The sequence below is a fragment of the Actinoplanes subtropicus genome (assembly GCF_000721705.1).
In the GTDB taxonomy this organism is placed as follows: domain Bacteria; phylum Actinomycetota; class Actinomycetes; order Mycobacteriales; family Micromonosporaceae; genus Actinoplanes; species Actinoplanes subtropicus.
In genome coordinates this window covers 16,091-34,090 of sequence record NZ_JOJL01000055.1, presented here as the reverse complement: position 1 = coordinate 34,090, position 18,000 = coordinate 16,091, and the positions used below count along the sequence as shown (strand labels likewise).

Genomic DNA, 18,000 nt, shown 5'->3' with positions numbered 1-18,000 from the left:
CCACCCCCTAGGGGCGAGGGTAGCTGCTAGAAGCGTTTAGCTCCGGTTTGTTGGGAAAAGCCTAGAAGCGCGCGGCCAGGGCTTTCCGCATGTCGTCATCGTGGTCCCGCACGATCCGGCGCAGGATCGGATCAAGATCCTCGCGGGCCAGCAGCTCGGCGGCGAGCCGGCGGGTCTCCGGGCCGACCACCACCTCCGGGTACGCGAGGCCGGCCGTGCGCTCGGCGCTCATCCCGGTGCGGATCCGCATCATCGCCGGCATCTCGGCGAAGTACCGCGGAACGTACGGCGCCAGCAGGTCGAGCTGCTCGGGCTGCCAGAAGCCGGACGCGGTCATCTCGATCAGCCGGTTCGACAGCGAGACGTCCTCGATGATCGCGTGCCAGGCCGCGGCCTTCGACGACGCCTCCGGCACCGCGGCCCGGCACCGGGCGGCCCACTGCTCGCCGGTGGCGCTACGGTCCCGCTCGAACTCGGCGTCGATCTCGGCCGCTCCGGCCGCGCCGAGCACCACCAGCCGATAGAGGATCAACCACCGAAGATCAACATCAATGACCAGGCCATCCGGTACGCCGGACCCGGCCAGCCAACCGCGCAGCCGCGCCACGTCGACCGTCGCGCCGACGTAGCCGCGCGCCGACGCGAGCTGCCGGGACCCGCCCGGCTCGGAGGCGGCGAGCAACCGGTCGGCGGCCTGCGCCACCAGCTCGAGGGCGGCCGGCCGGGTCTCCCGGGTCGAGTAGCGGTCGACCAGGCTGCGGGTGGCCCGCAGCACGTCCTCGACGATCACCACCTCGGACTCCACCGGCAGTGCCGCGAGCACGAGGGTGACCAGCTCGGCGACCGGGCGCTCGCCGTCCACCACCGCGTCGAGGGTGGCCGCCCAGAGCACCGCCCGGGCCAGCGAGTCGCCGATCAGCGGCAGCAGGGTGGGCACCGCCGCGTTCGACGCCTCGTCCAGCCGGATCTTCGCGTACGTGAGGTCGCCGTCGTTCAACAGCACCAGGTCCGCTTTATCCGAAATTTCCGGAATGTCGGTAGATGGCGCGGGCGCCACCTCGGCCGAGACGAGCGAACGCCGGGAAACAACCCCATCCGTACCCCGGTCGTACAGCCCGATCCCGATCTTGTGCGGGCGGAGGGTCGGATACGACGCCGGCGCCGTCTGCAGCACCGACACCGACCCGTCCGGCCCGATCGCGGTGCGCAGCGTGTTGACCTGCGGCCGCCGCAGCCACACCTCCGCCCACGCGGACAAATCCCGCCCACTGGCCTTGGCCAGCTGCGCGAGCAGGTCGGCCAGCGTCGCGTTCCCGTACGCGTGCGCCGCGAAGTACGCGTTGAGCCCGGCCCGGAACGCGTCGTCCCCCACCCAGGCGACCAGCTGCTTGAGGGTCGCCGCCCCCTTCGCGTACGAGATCCCGTCGAAGTTCATCAGCGCCTCGTCCGTGTCCGCCACCGACTCCGGCGCCACCGGATGCGTGGACGGGTGCTGGTCGGCGCGCAGCCCCCACGCCTTGCGCTGCATCGCGAACGTCGTCCACGTCCCCTTGAACCGGGTCGCCTCGGCCGCCACCCGGGTACCCAGGTACTCGGCGAACGACTCGTTCAGCCACAGGTCGTCCCACCAGGTCATGGTCACCAGATCGCCGAACCACATGTGCGCCATCTCGTGCGCGATCACGTTGGCCCGGCCCTCCCGCTGGCCCTCGGTCACCGCCGCGCGATAGATCATCTCGTCCCGGAAGATCACCAGCCCCGGGTACTCCATCGCCCCGAAGTTGAACTCCGGCGCGAACGCCTGCTGGTAGTGCCCGAACGGGAACCGGATGTCGAACATCTCGTGGTACCGGTCCAGGCACTGTTTGGTGATCGTGAACAGCTCCTCGGCCTGCGCGTCGAGGTGCTCGCCGAGGGCCGCCCGGACGTACAGGGCCAGCGGGATCCCGTCGTGCTCATCCCGCACCGCATGGAACGGCCCAGCGAAGAGCGACGCCAAGTAGGTAGAAATCCGTTTTGTCGGAGAAAACCGCCAGGTGCCGCCCGTATTGTCGATCAGCTCACCATTGGCGGCCACCGTCCACGACGGCGGCGCCGTGACCGTCACCTGGAACGACGCCTTCAGGTCCGGCTGATCGAAGGCCGGCAGCACCCGGCCGGCGTTGTTGATGAACAAGTGCTGATAAAGGTAGATATTTCCGTCGCCCGGGTCGACGTACTTGTGCAGCCCCTCGCCCGTGTTGGAATACCGCATCGTGGCGGTCACCGCGAGCTCGTTGGCGGCGGCCAGGCCGGTCAGGTGCAGCCGTCCGCCGGCGACGGCGGACGATGGCACCGAAACCCCGTTCAGCGTCATCGACTCGACCGCGACCGGCTCGAACTCCAGGAACGTTGACGAGCCGGGCCGGGCGTCGAACCGCACCACGGTTCGCGAACCGAAGGTGTCCCCCTCGGCGGTCACGTCGAGGTGCACCTCGTACTGGTGGACGTCGACGATGGCGGCGCGGTCAGCGGCCTCGGCACGGGTGAGTGACATGCCGACCATCATGCCTGTTTGGCTGGTCCGGGACGGTCCCGCCCCGCGGTAGCATGGTCACGTGCGCACCTCGAACCTGTGCTGGTGGCTGCCCTGACCGGGCGGCTCACCCACGCGCGCATGACCTCATTCGCGGCCGCCCCTCCGGGCGGCCGTTCTCGCATGTCACGGCGGTAGTCCCGGCGGGGTGTCCACCCGTACCGGAAGGAACCGGCCATGACCAAGCGACTCACCGGCTTTCAGCCCACCGGCAACCTGCACCTCGGCAACCTGCTGGGCGCCATGCGCCCGCTCGTCGCCGGCCAGGAGTCGGCGACCGAGACGATCGCGATGATCGTCGACCTGCACGCGATGACCATGGAACATGATCCACGGGCACTCCGGGCCCGCACGCTGGAGGCGGCCACGCTGCTGCTGGCCGCCGGCGTCGACCCGCGGCGCACGGCCCTCTTCGCCCAGTCGCAGGTGCCCGAGCACACCGAACTGCACTACCTGCTGGAGTGCACGACCGCCTACGGCGAGGCCGCCCGCATGATCCAGTTCAAGGAGAAGTCCGCCGCGGGTGGGCCGGTGCGGCTCAGCCTGCTCACCTATCCGGTGCTGATGGCGGCCGACATCCTGCTCTACGACGCCCACGAGGTGCCGGTCGGCGACGATCAAAATCAACACCTGGAGCTCACCCGTACGATCGCGGAAAGGTTCAACGCCCGCTACGGCGAGACGTTCGTGGTGCCCGAGGGCGTCCGTCCCGAATCGGCCGCGCGGATCATGGACCTCGCCGACCCGACCCGGAAGATGAGCAAGAGCAGCGCGACGGCGGCCGGGCGGATCGGCCTGCTCGACGAGCCCGAGGTGATCCGCAAGAAGACCTCCCGCGCGGTCACCGACACGCTCGGCGTCGTCCGGTATGACCCCGAAGGCCAGCCCGGCGTCAGCAACCTGCTGGACATCCTCGCCGAGTGCACCGGCGAGCGGCCCGGCGCGTATCCGAACTACGGCACCCTCAAGCGCGACGTCACGGATGCGGTCGACACGCTGCTCGCGCCGATCCGCAAGCGCCACGCCGAGCTGGCCGACGACCCCGGCTACGTCCGCGAGATCCTGGCGGAGGGCAAGACCCGGGTGCGGCCTGCGGCGCGTGCGACCGTACGCCGAGCGCGTGCCGCACTGGGCCTGCTGGACTAGGGCACTATTGGACTAACGCCGCCAGGCGCTTCTCGAAGCAGACGCTGAACGGGTTGCCCACGTAAGGGCCGTAGGCGGGGATCTCGTGATAGCCCGCCGACTGATAGAGGGCGATCGCCGCGGGCAGATAGTCACCGGTCTCCAGCCGGATGACCGGCCGCCCCGCGGCGAGCGCCTCCTCCTCGATCGCGACGATCATCTGGCGGGCGATGCCCCGGCCCCGGAACGCCGGGCGCACGTACATCCGCTTCAGCTCGGCCACCTCACCCGCCAGCGCCTGCCAGGCCCCGCACCCCACGGCACGCCCGTTCACCACCGCGACCAGATACGCAGCGTCATCACGGGGCGTGAAGACGGCCCGGTTCATCCCCTTGTCGATGTCCCGTATCTCCCGCTGCTGGGCCGTGACCAGGGCGGCAAGTTCCGGATCCAGCGGAGGACGGGATTCGATCAGCACACCGGTGACTCTAAGCGAGCACAGTTTCCGGATGGTTGCGTGCAGCTGGACTCCGTCCTATTCGCCGGTGTCGTCCTCATCGTCCTCGTCGGTAACCAGCACCGGCCGCTGGGCGTTCGCGACGCTGGTCACGGTGCCGTCGGCGGCCATGTGCAGCAGCTCGTCGTCGGAGCGGACCCGGCGCGCCTTGCGGGCGGCGAGTCGCTGGGCGGCGGTGGCCCGGCCGCTCTCCTCCTCGAGGCGGGCGTCGGTGCCGCGCGGGCCGGCCACGTACTCGCCGATGTTGGGCTGCCAGTCGAACTCGCGCTCGGCGATCCGCACCGGGTCGCCCGGCTGCGCGCCCTTCTTGGCGAGCGCGGCCTCGACGCCAAGCCGCTCGAGCCGGTCGGCCAGGTAGCCGATCGCCTCGTCGTTGTCGAAGTTGGTCTGCCGGATCCAGCGCTCGACCTTGGTGCCGCGCACCACGAAGACGCCGTCCTCGTCCTGCTCGACGGTGAAGCCGCTCTCGTCGACCGCCTTCGGCCGGATGACGGCCCGGGTCGGCTCGGCGGGCGGCTGGGCCAGCCGGTGCTCCTCGACGACCGTGGCCAACGCGTACACCAGCTCCTTGAGGCCCTCGCGGGTGACCGCGCTGACCTCGAAGACCCGGTAGCCACGCGCCTCCAGGTCGGGGCGGACCATCTCGGCGAGGTCCCGGCCGTCCGGGATGTCGATCTTGTTGAGCACCACGAGCCGGGGGCGGTCCTCGAGGCCGCCGTACGCGTCCAGCTCGGCCTCGATCGCGTCCAGATCGGCGAGGGGGTCGCGCTCGATCTCCGGCGCTGCCGCGTCCAGCACGTGCACCAGCACCGAGGTGCGCTCGATGTGCCGCAGGAACTGCATGCCCAGGCCCTTGCCGGTGGCCGCGCCCGGGATCAGGCCCGGCACGTCGGCCACGGTGAAGGTCTGGTCGCCGGCCTGCACCACGCCCAGGTTGGGCACGAGCGTGGTGAACGGATAGTCGGCGATCTTCGGCTTGGCCGCGGACATCACCGAGATCAGCGACGACTTGCCGGCCGACGGGAAGCCGACCAGGCCCACGTCGGCCACGCTCTTCAGCTCGAGCACCACGTCGATCTGGTCGCCGGGCTCGCCCAGCTCGGCGAAGCCGGGCACCTTGCGCCGGGTGTTGGCCAGCGAGGCGTTGCCCCGGCCGCCGCGCCCGCCGCGGGCCACCTCGAAGCTGGTGCCGGCGCCGATCAGGTCGGCCAGCACCTCGCCGTCGAGGGTCTGCACGACCGTGCCGTCCGGCACCTCGAGCACCAGGTCCTTACCGTTGGCGCCGTCCCGGTTGGCGCCCGCGCCGCCGCCGCCGTTGGGGCCCTTGACGTGCGGGTGGAAGTGGAAGTCGAGCAGCGTGTGCTGTTGCGGGTCGACGACCAGCGTGATGCTGCCGCCGTGCCCGCCGTTGCCGCCGTCGGGGCCGCCGAGCGGCTTGAACTTCTCCCGGCGCACCGAGACGCAGCCGTGCCCGCCGTCACCCGCCTGCAGGTGCAGCACGACCCGGTCGACGAACGTGGTCACTTGCCCAACTCTCCTCAAAAACAAAGCGGGCCGCAGACCCCCGAGGGGTCCGTGGCCCGCCTTGAAGAAACTACTCGGCGACCGGAACGATGCTCACGGTCTTGCGACCACGGTTCGTGCCGAACAGCACGTTGCCGGTGGCCAGCGCGAACAGCGTGTCGTCGCCACCGCGGCCGACGAGCTCGCCCGGGTGGAACTTCGTGCCACGCTGGCGGATCAGGATCTCGCCCGCGTTGACCAGCTGGCCGCCGAACCGCTTGACGCCGAGCCGCTGAGCGGAGGAGTCACGGCCGTTGCGCGAGCTGGACGCACCCTTTTTGTGAGCCATGAGTGATCCGCCCCTTACTTCCCGCTCGAAATGCCGGTCACCTTGACGCGGGTCAGCGGCTGGCGGTGACCCTGGCGCTTGTGGTAGCCGGTCTTGTTCTTGAACTTGTGGATCCGGATCTTCGGACCCTTGGTGTGCTCGGCGATCTCGCCGGACACCGTAACGTTGGCAAGCTTGGCCGCGTCGGTCACCAGGTTGTCACCGTCGACGAGGAGGACTGCGGCGAGCGTCAGCGCATCGCCGGGCGCACCCGCGAGCTTCTCGACCTCGATCACGTCGCCCTCGGCAACCTTGTACTGCTTGCCGCCGGTCTTGACGATCGCGTACATCGGACGCGGACTCCCTGAGACTTACGCAGCGAGGACCGCTGCTTGGCGGATGGTGCGGCCCGGCCGGGTATTTACACGGACGCGGAGCACGGCGCATGGAAAAGCGCCGTCGGCAAGCGTACTTCATGAGGCGCGCCGATCCCAAACCGGGGCGTCACCCTCGTCCGCATGCCTTGTCCAGCGTACCCGTCAATGCCGACATCTTGTCCGCGTTGATCTTCGCGACGTCGCCCTTGAACGTCTTGACCTGTGTGCTCATCTGGGTGAGCGCGGTCTTGAGCGCCTTGTTGTCGGCCAGGTGGGCCATCCCGGCGAGCGCGGACGAGAAGTTGGACACGTCCCGGTCGATCTTCTCCTGGGCCTGCGCCTTGGCCGCCGCGTCCTTGCTCGCGGCGTCGTTCCGCAACTGCAGGTCGGCAATGAAGGCCTGGCCGAAGCTCGCGGTGGTCCGGGCCGCCTGCGCGCAGATCGCCTTGGTGTTGCCGGAGAGCGCCTTGTCGGCCGCGGCCGCCACGGACGGATCCACCGCGGCCGCCGACCCGCCGGTGTTCGGGGTTGGCCCGCCGGACCAGGTGGCACCGCCGCCGCTCGCGGAGCAGCCGGCGGCCAGCAGGGGAAGGACCAGCAGGGGGACGAAGCGTCGCACGGGGAGCTCTCCTCGGGGGAAGGATCGATCCCCCGGAGGGTAGCGGACTTCGACGACGGTGAGCGGCTTGGCAGTTAAGTTTCTTTACCAAACCGCTCCCGCGTCGATGCCTTACGGCCGGGTACGCCGCCGGGTGCCGCCGCGCCGGGAGCGACGCCGGCCCGCGCCCGCGCCCACCGGCTCGTCGTCGTCCTCGTCGTCCTCGTCGCCGGCCGCGTCCGGGTCGTCCGCCCCGGTGAGCCGCAGCGGCTCGGCCGGGTCGGCCGGCGGCGCGACCGGCTCGGCGTGCGACTCGTAGCGGGACAGGTCGTACCCGCTGATGTCGTAGTCGTCCTCGGGGTCGGTCTTGGTCAGCGCCGACGGCGCCGCCGAGACGATCCCCGACCCGCGCACGGGAGGCAAGCCGGCGGTGACCGCCACCGGATCTTCCACCTCGTGGGTCGCCGGCGGCGCCTCGTCGATGACCGCCGGAGCGCTCTCCGCCGCTGCACCCCGGCGCCGGCGGGACCGGCTCGAGGCGGCCGGCTGCTGCTGCGGCGCGGCCGGCGGCTGCTCGGTACGGGTGGCCGCGGCGACCGCCTTGACCTGGTTGCCCGCGCCGCCGCCGCTGCTGCCGCCGCTGCCGTTGGTCCGCTTCTCCGGCACCGGCTCGGTGTGGATCAGCACGCCCCGGCCCTTGCAGTGGTCACAGGTCTCGCTGAACGCCTCGAGCAGGCCCGAGCCGATCCGCTTGCGGGTCATCTGCACCAGGCCGAGCGAGGTGATCTCGGTGACCTGGTGCTTCGTACGGTCGCGGCCCAGGCACTCGGTGAGCCGCCGCAGCACCAGCTCGCGGTTGCTCTCCAGCACCATGTCGATGAAGTCGATCACCACGATGCCGCCGAGGTCGCGCAGCCGCAGCTGGCGCACGATCTCCTCGGCCGCCTCCAGGTTGTTACGGGTGACCGTCTCCTCGAGGTTGCCGCCGGCTCCGGTGTACTTGCCGGTGTTCACATCGACGACCGTCATCGCCTCGGTCCGGTCGATCACCAGGTGGCCGCCCGAGGGCAGGAACACCTTGCGGTCGAGGCCCTTGAGGATCTGCTCGTCGATCCGCTTGTCGGCGAACAGGTCGCCGGCGCCGGTGTACCGGTGCAGCCGCTCGACCAGGTCCGGCGACACCGAGTTGAGGTAGTTCTCCACCTCGGCGTACGCCTGGTCGCCCTGCACCACCAGCTCGCGGAAGTCCTCGTTGAAGAGATCCCGGACGACCCGGATGACCAGGTCGGGCTCCTCGGAGAGGGCGGCCGGCGCGTGGCCCTCGGCGGCCTTGCGCTGGATCTCCTCCCACTGCGCCTGCAGCCGCTTGACGTCGCGGGCCAGCTCGTCCTCGCTCGCGCCCTCGGCCGCGGTCCGCACGATCACCCCGGCGCCGTCCGGCACCAGCTTCTTGAGCACGTCACGCAGCCGCTTGCGCTCGTTGTCCGGCAGCTTGCGGCTGATCCCGGACGCGTTGCCGTTGGGCACGTAGACCAGGTGCCGGCCGGAGAGCGCGATGTGGCTGGACAGCCGGGCGCCCTTGTGCCCGATCGGGTCCTTGGTGACCTGCACCAGCACCGAGTCGCCGGACTTGAGCGCCTGCTCGATCGAGCGGGCCCGGCCCTCCAGCCCGGTGGCGTCCCAGTTGACCTCGCCGGCGTAGAGCACGGCGTTGCGGCCGCGGCCCACGTCGACGAACGCCGCCTCCATGCTGGGCAGCACGTTCTGCACCTTGCCGAGGTACACGTTGCCGACCATCGTGCCCGAGCTGATCCGGGACACGTAGTGCTCGACCAGGACGCCGTCCTCGAGCACCGCGATCTGGATGCGGTCGGGCTTCTGCCGGACGACCATGACCCGGTCGACGGCCTCGCGACGGGCCAGGAACTCCGACTCGCTCAGGATCGGCGGGCGGGTCCGGCGCTGCTCGCGGCCGTCCCGGCGGCGCTGGCGCTTGGCCTCGAGCCGGGTCGAGCCGGAGACGCCCTGCACCTCGTCGGTACGGCGCGGCTCGCGCACCCGCACCACGGTGTGCACGCCGTCCTCGATGCCACCTGCCTCGCTCTCCCCGCCGGCGCCCTTGCGGCGGCGGCGACGCCGGCGGCGGGTGACGCCGTCACCCTCGTCGCCCTCGTCGTCGCCCTCCTCGGCGTCGCCCTCCGACTCGACGGACGCCTCGGCGCCCTCCTCGATGTCGGCGATCTCGTCGTCGGCGGTGCCCTTGCCTCGGCCCCGGCCGCGGCGGCCCCGACGGCGGCGACGGCGGCTGGAGCCGAACTCGTCGTCCGATTCGTCTGATTCGTCCGCCTCGTCCTCGACGCCTTCCTCGACGTCGTCGGCTGACTCGTCCGCCTCGTCGACCGGCTCACCGATCTCGGCGGTCTCGGTGAACTCGACCGGCTCCTCGGCGGGAGCGCCACGGCGGCGACGCCGGCTGCGGCGGACGCCCTCGGCGGGCTCCTCGGCCGGGAGCTCGGCGACGGCCGCCTCGGTTTCGGTGGCCTCGGGCTGCTCAGCGACCGAAGCCGGGCCCGGCGCCGCGACGGCGGCGGACCCGCGGCGGGCGCGCCGGGTGGTAGGCGCGGGAACGGCCTCAGTGGGATCCGGCGGCATGAACAGCACGGCGGGCGGCAGCGCGGCACGGCGGGACCGCCGAGCGGGCTTCTCCTCCTCGACGAAGTCGTCGTCGAGCGGAAGCACGCCGACGATCGGCACTTCTTCGACCGGTTCGGCCGGGGCCGGGGCCTCGGCCAACGGCTCCTCGGCCGCGAGCTCCTCGCCGGCCGGCTCCTCGCCGGCGATCAGCGGCTCGACCGCGACGACCGGCTCCGGCGCCGGCTCGACGGCGGCCGGGACGGCCTTCTTCCGCCGGGCACGGGTGGCCTTGACCGGAGGCGCGGCCTCGCCCTCGACGGGGGCGGGTTCCGCCGGCGCCGCGGCTTTCTTACGGCTGCGGGTGGCCTTGACCGGTTTGACCGGCTCCTCGCCCTCGACGGGCTCGGGACCGGCGGCGGGAGCCGCGGCCTTGCGGGCCCGGGTCCTGCGCACAGGGGTGGTAGGGGTGCTATCGGCGGTCTCGGCGGGTGACACGGTCACCTCGCTCGATTCACCGCCCGTGGGCTCGTTATCGAGCATGGGCGCTCTCCAGTTCTGGCTGCCCCGGGCGCGTTTGAGCGCTGCCACGCAGGGCTGCCGCAAGTGTTTCGGTCCCGGCCGGGTTGGCGGACGGGCGGCCGAAGTCTGCCGATCGGGCGCCGGCTGGGGTCCAGCTAGCGCCCACCGATGGCGGCGCGATCCGCGTCCAACGGATCGACGATCTCCCCCTGCGGGGTCAGCGTGCCCTGGGCCAGCCGGGTCACCCGAGGGGGCACCGGCGGCTCCAGGCCAGCAACGACACGCAGGCCGGAAAGGACGTCATCGGGTCGCACGGCGGGCGTTACCTGTCGTACGACAAGGTCGATTATCGCACACGGTGCCGCGAACGCCCCGGAAGGTAGGTCGGACTGCTCGGTCACTGCGATGTGGGTCACCGCGGGCCGGGCGTCGAACGTCCGGCGACCCTGCTTGGTCATCCGCTCGACCGGCACCTCGGCGGCGCCCAGGAAGCTCTTCACGGCGGCCGCGGCCACCGCCGGATCGACCGAGGGCAGCTCGAGCAGCCATCGGGAGGCGTCTATCCGGTCGGCGAGGCTGCCCTCCCCGGCCGGCACCGCTTCCAGCACGTCCAGCCCTGGTGAGAGGGCCGCGTCCAGGGCCGTCAGCAACTGCGCCGGGTCGACCTCGGCCTGCAGCCCGATCTCCAGATACTCCGCCTCGCTGCCGACACCGGTGGGGGCGGCACTGGCGTACGAAATCTTGGGGTGCGGGGTGAAGCCCTGCGAGAAGGCGATCGGCACGGCGGCCCGCCGCAACGCCCGCTCGAAGGCGCGCGCGAAGTCCCGGTGTGACGTGAAACGCAGTGGGCCGCGCTTCGCGTACCGGATCCGGATCCGCTGGACGACCGGGGCCTGGCCGCCCACCGGCTGGTTCTTGGGGGGAATGTCGCACTCCTAAGCGGGGACCCGCAGGTTGTTCACCGGGGTGAGGGGCAGCAGTTTCTTGCCGGTCGGGCCGATCTGGATCTCGGTGTCCATCGACGGGCACACGCCGCAGTCGAAGCACGGGGTCCAGCGGCAGTCGTCCTGCTCGTACTCGCTGAGCGAGTCCTGCCAGTCCTGCCAGAGCCAGTCCTTGTCGAGACCCGAGTCGAGGTGGTCCCAGGGGAGCACCTCGGCCTGGTCGCGCTCGCGGGTGGTGAACCAGTCGAGGTCGACGCCGAAGCCGGGCAGCACCTCGGCGGCCGCATCGATCCAGCGGGCGTACGAGAAATGCTCGCTCCAGCCGTCGAAACGTCCGCCTTTTTCCCAGACGCGCCGGATGACTGCCCCGACGCGCCGATCGCCCCGAGACAGCAGGCCCTCGATCAGCGACGGCTCGCCGTCGTGGTACCGGTACCCGATCGCGCGGCCGAGCGACCGGTCGCTGTTGATCACGTCCTTGAGCATCTTCAGCCGGGCGTCGATCACCTCGGGCCGCACCATCGGCGCCCACTGGAACGGGGTGTGCGGCTTGGGCACGAACCCGCCGATCGACACCGTGCAGCGGATGTCCTTGGTGCCGGCGGCCGCGCGGCCCGCCTTGATCACCTCGTGCGCCATCCGGCCGATCTGGGCCACGTCGTCGTCGGTCTCGGTCGGCAGGCCGCACATGAAGTACAGCTTCACCTGCCGCCAGCCGTTCGAATACGCGGTCACGACCGTCCGGATCAGGTCTTCCTCGGTCACCATCTTGTTGATGACCTTGCGGATCCGCTCCGAGCCGCCCTCGGGGGCGAAGGTCAGGCCGGTACGCCGGCCGTTCTTCGACAACTCCTGGGCCAGGTCGATGTTGAAGGCGTCCACCCGGGTCGAGGGCAGCGACAGCGAGACGTTGGTGCCCGCGTACTGCTCGGCCAGGCCGGAGCACATGTCGCCGATCTCGGAGTGGTCGGCGCTGGAGAGCGAGAGCAGGCCGACCTCGGAGAAGCCGGAGAACTCCAGCCCCTCCTTGACCATCTGCCCCACGGTGGTGATCGACCGCTCCCGGACCGGGCGGGTGATCATGCCGGCCTGGCAGAACCGGCAGCCCCGGGTGCAGCCCCGGAAGATCTCCACCGCGTACCGCTCGTGGACCGTCTCGGCGAGCGGGACCAGCGGCTTCTTCGGGTACGGCCAGGCGTCGAGATCCATCGTCGTGCGCTTGGCGACCCGGAACGGCACGTCCGGGCGGTTGGGCACGACCCGCTGGATGCGCCCGTCGGGCAGGTAGTCCACGTCATAGAAGCGAGGAACATAGATGCTTTCGGTACGGGCGAGCCGCAGCAACAACTCGTCCCGCCCGCCGGGCCGGCCCTCGGCCTTCCACTCCCGGATGATCCCGGATATCTCCAGAACCGCTTCCTCCCCGTCGCCGAGCACGGCGGCATCCAGGAAGTCGGCGATCGGCTCCGGGTTGAAGCTCGCGTGCCCGCCGGCCAGGACGATCGGGTCCTCGTCGCCGCGGTCCTTGCTCTCCAGCGGGATGGCGGCGAGATCCAGCGCGGTGAACATGTTGGTGTAGCCGAGCTCGGTCGAGAAGGAGAGGCCGAGCACGTCGAAGTCGCGGACCGCGCGGTGCGCGTCGACCGTGAACTGCGGGACGCCGTGCTCGCGCATCAGCGCCTCGAGGTCGGGCCAGACCGCGTACGTCCGCTCGGCGAGCACGTCCTCCTGCTCGTTGAGCACCTCGTACAGGATCTGGACGCCCTGGTTGGGCAGGCCCACCTCGTACGCGTCGGGATACATCAGCGCCCAGCGCACCGTGGTCGCGTCCCAGTCCTTGACGACGGCGCCGAGCTCGCCACCCACATACTGAATGGGCTTGCTGACCAGGGGCAGCAACTGCTCGAGCTGCGGGAAGACGGAACGTGCACTCATGGGACTCCAGGGTACGCGGACTACCCACCCAGCTCGGCCGCGGCCCGGTCCCGATCGGTGCTGAGAACATCCTCGCGAAACGCGCAGAGCCGGAGCGTCATCCGGGCCGCACCGCGCTCCCCCACCACCAGGCGGGCGCGCTTGCCCTGCGCCGCGAGATCACCGACGAGCGCGTCGAGCAGCCGCACCCCGGCGCTGTCCAGGAACGAGACCGTGGTGAGATCGATCAGCACCTTGCCGGAGTCCCGGATCCGGCCCACGATCGCCTTGCCGATCTCGCCCGAGTTGGCCAGGTCGATCTCGCCGCTCAGGCTGACCAGCGCGGCGTCCCCGATCTTCGAGAACGTGACCCATTGCTCGGTCACTGCGCCACCTTAGGCATGCTCTTCTGGCCCTCGCCTGCGGCCTGGGCGGGCAACTCACGGAAGTGCCGCTCGGTGCAGGCGGTCATGCTGCTGCCTCCCGTGCGCGGCGCATGGTGACGATGGTGCCGTCGCTGCGGTCGAAGAGCACCTGGTCCATCGACTCGCGGATCAGCTGCAGCCCGCGCCCGCGGGAGACGTCGGTCATCGGGCCGCGCCAGGTGCCGCGGTCGGCGACCTTGACCTCGACCGCGTCCGCGGTCACCGTGGCGACCACGTCGATCATGCCGAACGGGTCGTCCCGGTAGCCGTGCTCGATCGAGTTGGCCACCGCCTCCGAGCAGGCCAGCAGCACCGCGTCCCGGGTCTCCGGCTCGACGCCGTGGGAGACCAGCCAGGCGCGCAGGTCGGCGCGGAGCAGGGTGATCTGCATCCGGTCGGCGCCGATCGTCCGCTCGATCCGTTCCTCGGTGCCCAGCGAGACGCAGAGCAGGCAGACGTCGTCGGCGTGGTCCCGGCCGACCAGCGTGTCGGCCAGGCCGGCGGTGAATCCCTGCAACGGCGCGTCCTGGCGCCGGGCGAATTCGCGGGCGAGCAGCTCGAAGCCCTTGTCCAGCGGCCGGCTGCGCCGCTCGATCAGGCCGTCGGTGTAGAGCAGCAGGCGGCTGCCGGCCGGGAGCCGGCGGGTCTCCTGGGTGCGGCGCAGGTCGCCGGCCCGCGAGCCGAGCCCCGCCGACCGCGCCTGCATGAGGTATTCCGGCGCGCCGCCCGGCTCCTGCAGCAGCGGCGGGAGGTGACCCGCGCAGGCGTACGTGAGATCCCCGGTCACCAGGTCGATCTCGGCGTACGCCACGGTCGCCATCCGCGCCGACTCGACCCGGTCGACGAACCGGTCCAGCCCCTCCAGCAGCCGGGCCGGCCCGACGTCCTCGCCGGAGAGCGCCCGGATCGCGCTGCGCAGCTGCCCCATCGTGGTGGCCGCGTCGATGCCCCGGCCGACCACGTCACCGACCACCACCGCCAGCCGGTCCTTGGTGATCAGGAACGCGTCGAACCAGTCGCCGCCGACCTCGAGATCCTGCCCGGCCGCCTGGTAGTGGGTCTCCACCGTGAACCGCTTGTCGCCGCCCGGCGGGCCCCCGGCCAGCAGGCTGCGCTGCAGCGTCCGGGCGATCTGTCGTTCCTGCTCGTACAGCCGGGAGTTCTCCAGCGTCAGCGCGGACCGGTCGGCCAGTTCCAGCAGGAAGGCCCGCTCGTGGTCGTCGCTGCCGCGCTCAGGCGTCCGGCGCAGCGCGAGCGTGCCGAGCACCCGGCCGCGGGCGGTCAGCGGCAGCACCGCGCACGCCAGCTTCTCGTCCGCCGCCGGGAAGATCGGCTCGCCGGAGGCGGTGACCCGGGCCAGCGCGAGGGCGAGCATGTCGGGATCCGGCGGCCGGGCGCCCCTCTCCTCCTGCACGCCGGTCGGGCCGACCGAGAGCCGCACCTCCGCCCAGTCCGCGATCTCCGGCACCAGCCGGTCGAGCAGGCGCCGGGCGCGAGGCAGCATACGGGGCAGCTCGTCGAGCGCCCGAGTGGTCTCGGCCAGGAAGGTGACCCGCTCCTCGCGGCGGCGGGCCTCGTCGTACAGCCGGGCGCGGTCGAGCGCCTGGCCGGCCTGCTGACCGAGCAGCCGCACCACGCTCAGGTCGGCGTCGCTCAGCTTGCGTTCGCCGGTGAAGCTGAACGCCAGCACGCCGAGGGTCTCGGCGCCGGCGTGCTCCTCGGTCGGGCCGGTGGTCAGCGGCAGCAGCACCACCGTGTCGCGGCCCGAGCGGCGCATGTTGTCGACCAGGTCGGGAAAGTGCCGCGCGGCCTCGGCGAGCGAGCCGACCACGTGCAGGTCGCCGCGCTCGGCGACCCGCGCCACCGCCCGCGACGAGGTGACCGGCATGTCGTCCCAGTTGCCGGTGGTCGGGTCGGTCGAGGCGACCGCGACGATCGTCTCCCGCTCCGGGTCGATCAGGTAGATGCTGCTGCTCGCAGCGCCGAAGGCCGACTCGGGCGCGCGGACCACCGCCTCGGCGACCTCGGCCTCGGTGGGCGCCGCGGCCAGGTCGGCGACGACCTCCTGCAGCACCCGGATGCGGCGCTCCGAATCCTCGGCGCGCCGGCGGGAATCCAGCAGCTCCTGCTCGTTGCGGCGGCGCTCGGTCGCGTCAAGGACCATGGCGCGGATGGCCCGCGGTTCCCGTTCGGGGCCGCGGGCCAGCATCGAGTTGACCACGGTGGGCAGCGTCCGGCCGTCCGCGCAGACCACGTCGAAGGCGAGCTCACGCACCTCGTCCCGCAGGCGCAGCAGCGGCGCGTAGTGGGTCTCGTGGTAGAGCTGCCCACCGGCGGAGAGCAGGTCCCGGAAGCGGCGGTGGCCGACCAGGTCGCCGCGCTGGTAACCGGTCCAGGTCAGGAACGTCTGGTTGACCCGCACGATGGTGCCGTCGGGGAGCATCGTCAGATACCCGCACGGCGCGTGCTCGTACAGGTCGTCCGGATCCTCGTCCCAGGGCGGTCGCAACTCCTGCGTCACGTCCCGGCCGCCAGAATCACTCACGGCGACCGAGAGTGTTCCCGGTCGGCGTGACGGCGTTTCCGCGTGTCGTTCTCATGTCTGGGTAACCATACGGCTCCCTTGCGCTTCGCACATCGCCCTCCTTGTCCGGCATCGTCGCCGATGCTGGCGCACCGGCTCTAACCTGGCGGAGGAGCCGGCAGCGAAGGAGATCCTCGGATGGTCGACCATCCCGATCCGACCCGCGTCGAGGGCGGCGAGGAACCGTCGACGGTGGACGCGCCGTCCCGCTGGAGCGGGGCGGCCGCGGTGCCGCCGCCCGAGCCGAAGAAGTCCTGGTGGTCGCGGCACCGCCCGGAGGTGGACGAGCGCACCGCGGTCCCGGCGGTCGACCCGTGGGCCGGCCAGGACACCCCGATCGACCCGATGCCGGTCGCCGTCCCGATCGAGAAAACCAAGATCGACGCGCCGCCCGCCGCCCCTCAGCCGGTGGCCCCGGCACCAGCCGCCCCGCCGCCACCCGTGCCGCCACCCGCCGTCCCCTTGCCGACGACGGCGCCCAAACTCAGCCGCCGCGAGAAGAAGGCGCAGGCCCGGGCCGCGAGCGCCCGCCCACCGGCCAACCGGCTACCGGTGCAGACGCGCCCCGCAGCGCCTCCGCCCCCACCGCCGCCCTGGGCCGCCCAGCGAACGCCGCAGCGCCCACTCCCCCCGCCCCGGCGCCGGCGCCGCCGCGGCCGCCTGCTCCTGGTCGCCACCGTGATCGCGGTCGGCACCGCCGCCTACTTCCACTTCCCGGCGCTCCGCCAGTACCCGGTCTCCGCGGTCCTCCCGGCCGACTTCTCCGACCTGAGCCTGCGCGACGACAACGCCAGCAAGCGCGCCGCCGACCGGCTCGCCCAGGCGCTGAAGGCCGCCGACTCCAAGGACGGCAAGGCGTTCGCCGGCGTCTACGGCGACGGCCACGGCAAGCGGGTCACGATCTTCGGCGTCACCGGCTGGAGATTCACCCCGCAGAGTGACGTCTCGACGCAGCTCGACCGCCTCACCGACGAATTCAACCTGTCCGGCGTCGAGTCGTTCAGCCTCGGCGAGCCCGGCGCGCACGAGAGCTGCGGCGTCGGCCGGTCGGACGGCGCGGCCGTGGTGGTCTGCGCCTGGGCCGACCACGGCAGCATGGCCACCGTGCTGCTGAACCGGCGGTCCATCAAGGAGAGCGCCGACCTGGTGGGCCGGCTGCGCTCGGCGGTGCTCACTCCGGGGTAGGCGGTGCCTTCTTCGCCGGGGCGTATCTCGGCACGTACTCCTGGCCCGTGAGCTTCTGAATCTCGGCCATCACCTCGTCGGTGAGGGCGCGCAGCGAGGTGCGGTCGTCGGCCCGCCCGGTGACGTCGATCGGCTTGCCGATCTTGACGGTCGGCCGGCCCCGGAACAGCATCGGGTACGGCTGGCCGATCGGCTGGATCTTCTCGGTGCCCAGGGTGCCGACCGGGATGATCGGGACCCCGGCGGCGACGGCGAGCCGCGCCACCCCCGTCCGCCCACGGTAGAGCCGGCCGTCGGGCGAGCGGGTGCCCTCGGGGTAGACCACCACCATGTCGCCGGCCTTCAGCACCGGGATGGCGCTGTCGAACGCGGCCAGCGCGTCTCGCCCGCCGGCCCGTTGAACCCGGATGGCCCCCAATCCGTTGAGCAGGTTACGGGTGAACCAGCCACTGAGGCCGGTGCCGTCGAAGTAGTCGGACTTGGCCCAGAACGCCAGGTGCCGGGGCACGACCGCGCCGATGAAGAGCTCGTCGGCGACCGACAGGTGGTTACCCGCGAAGATCGCGCCGCCGGTCTTGGGCACGTACTCCAGGCCCTCGACATGCGGCCGCCAGCCGAGTGTCAGCATGTTGCCGACGGTGAGTTTGCCGATCGTGTAGAGCAGCGGCAACGCGGGTTCCTCCGGGGACGGGTCGTGCGCAAGAAGTGGGGGTTGCCGCTGAGGTTATCGGACCGCAGGCCGGAAGTCCCCGTCGAGCCGACAACGCGGCCC

The 18,000-nt window shown here is 71.5% G+C and carries 14 protein-coding genes; 2 read left to right on the top strand and 12 right to left on the bottom strand.

The annotated features are described in order from the left end of the window. Positions 1-61 precede the first annotated feature (61 nt). Positions 62-2,548 carry an aminopeptidase N gene (gene pepN / locus IH26_RS0148385; protein ID WP_030443082.1) on the bottom strand — a complete coding sequence of 829 codons (2,487 nt, stop codon included), beginning with the start codon at positions 2,546-2,548 and terminating at the stop codon, positions 62-64. Positions 2,549-2,752: 204 nt separating this feature from the next. Here pepN and trpS point away from each other — a divergent pair, with 204 nt between their 5' ends. Next, positions 2,753-3,721: a tryptophan--tRNA ligase gene (gene trpS, locus IH26_RS0148380; protein WP_030443081.1), complete on the top strand. Its 969-nt coding sequence runs from the start codon at positions 2,753-2,755 to the stop codon at positions 3,719-3,721. Between the two features lie 4 nt (positions 3,722-3,725). Here trpS and IH26_RS0148375 read toward each other — a convergent pair whose 3' ends face one another. The 10 genes from IH26_RS0148375 to IH26_RS0148325 form a co-directional block, all read right to left on the bottom strand. Beyond that, positions 3,726-4,178, bottom strand: coding sequence for a GNAT family N-acetyltransferase (locus tag IH26_RS0148375; protein ID WP_030443080.1), 453 nt, complete (start codon positions 4,176-4,178; stop codon positions 3,726-3,728). A 57-nt stretch (positions 4,179-4,235) separates the two neighbouring features. After that, a complete protein-coding gene (gene obgE / locus IH26_RS0148370; protein WP_030443079.1) occupies positions 4,236-5,741 on the bottom strand; it encodes a GTPase ObgE in 1,506 nt (501 codons plus the stop codon). A gap of 70 nt (positions 5,742-5,811) precedes the next feature. Continuing rightward, positions 5,812-6,069, bottom strand: a complete 258-nt coding sequence (gene rpmA, locus IH26_RS0148365; protein WP_030443078.1) for a 50S ribosomal protein L27 — start codon at positions 6,067-6,069, stop codon at positions 5,812-5,814. Between the two features lie 14 nt (positions 6,070-6,083). After that, a complete protein-coding gene (gene rplU, locus IH26_RS0148360) occupies positions 6,084-6,398 on the bottom strand; it encodes a 50S ribosomal protein L21 (RefSeq protein ID WP_030443077.1) in 315 nt (104 codons plus the stop codon). Between the two features lie 154 nt (positions 6,399-6,552). Further along, positions 6,553-7,044, bottom strand: a complete 492-nt coding sequence (locus tag IH26_RS0148355; RefSeq protein WP_030443076.1) for a hypothetical protein — start codon at positions 7,042-7,044, stop codon at positions 6,553-6,555. 111 nt (positions 7,045-7,155) lie between these two features. Beyond that, on the bottom strand, positions 7,156-10,197 hold the full coding sequence (locus tag IH26_RS0148350; RefSeq protein ID WP_030443075.1) for an Rne/Rng family ribonuclease: 3,042 nt from the start codon (positions 10,195-10,197) through the stop codon (positions 7,156-7,158). Between the two features lie 134 nt (positions 10,198-10,331). Further along, a complete protein-coding gene (locus IH26_RS0148345; RefSeq protein ID WP_211268902.1) occupies positions 10,332-11,081 on the bottom strand; it encodes a TIGR03936 family radical SAM-associated protein in 750 nt (249 codons plus the stop codon). A 30-nt stretch (positions 11,082-11,111) separates the two neighbouring features. Next, positions 11,112-13,055 carry a TIGR03960 family B12-binding radical SAM protein gene (locus IH26_RS0148340; protein WP_030443073.1) on the bottom strand — a complete coding sequence of 648 codons (1,944 nt, stop codon included), beginning with the start codon at positions 13,053-13,055 and terminating at the stop codon, positions 11,112-11,114. Between the two features lie 20 nt (positions 13,056-13,075). Continuing rightward, positions 13,076-13,420 (bottom strand): STAS domain-containing protein, encoded by a 345-nt coding sequence (locus IH26_RS0148335; protein ID WP_030443072.1) that lies wholly within the window; start codon positions 13,418-13,420, stop codon positions 13,076-13,078. 82 nt (positions 13,421-13,502) lie between these two features. Beyond that, positions 13,503-16,004: a SpoIIE family protein phosphatase gene (locus IH26_RS0148325; protein ID WP_030443071.1), complete on the bottom strand. Its 2,502-nt coding sequence runs from the start codon at positions 16,002-16,004 to the stop codon at positions 13,503-13,505. A gap of 177 nt (positions 16,005-16,181) precedes the next feature. On the opposite strand from IH26_RS0148325, the gene IH26_RS59060 reads away from it, so the two are divergent. Beyond that, positions 16,182-17,228: a hypothetical protein gene (locus IH26_RS59060; protein WP_051809884.1), complete on the top strand. Its 1,047-nt coding sequence runs from the start codon at positions 16,182-16,184 to the stop codon at positions 17,226-17,228. Here IH26_RS59060 and IH26_RS0148315 read toward each other — a convergent pair. Continuing rightward, entirely contained in the window at positions 17,215-17,898 is a 684-nt protein-coding gene (locus tag IH26_RS0148315) for a lysophospholipid acyltransferase family protein (protein WP_030443069.1), read from the bottom strand. The genes IH26_RS59060 and IH26_RS0148315 overlap by 14 nt on opposite strands. Between the last annotated feature and the right edge of the window lie 102 nt (positions 17,899-18,000).

What these genes read in the sequence shown, in the direction of transcription:
- pepN (WP_030443082.1), bottom strand. Translation starts at nt 2,548, where the DNA reads ATGATGGTCGGCATGTCACTCACCCGTGCCGAGGCCGCTGACCGCGCC.
- trpS (WP_030443081.1), top strand. Translation starts at nt 2,753, where the DNA reads ATGACCAAGCGACTCACCGGCTTTCAGCCCACCGGCAACCTGCACCTC.
- rpmA (WP_030443078.1), bottom strand. Translation starts at nt 6,069, where the DNA reads ATGGCTCACAAAAAGGGTGCGTCCAGCTCGCGCAACGGCCGTGACTCC.
- rplU (WP_030443077.1), bottom strand. Translation starts at nt 6,398, where the DNA reads ATGTACGCGATCGTCAAGACCGGCGGCAAGCAGTACAAGGTTGCCGAG.
- IH26_RS0148350 (WP_030443075.1), bottom strand. Translation starts at nt 10,197, where the DNA reads ATGCTCGATAACGAGCCCACGGGCGGTGAATCGAGCGAGGTGACCGTG.
- IH26_RS0148340 (WP_030443073.1), bottom strand. Translation starts at nt 13,055, where the DNA reads ATGAGTGCACGTTCCGTCTTCCCGCAGCTCGAGCAGTTGCTGCCCCTG.
- IH26_RS59060 (WP_051809884.1), top strand. Translation starts at nt 16,182, where the DNA reads ATGGTCGACCATCCCGATCCGACCCGCGTCGAGGGCGGCGAGGAACCG.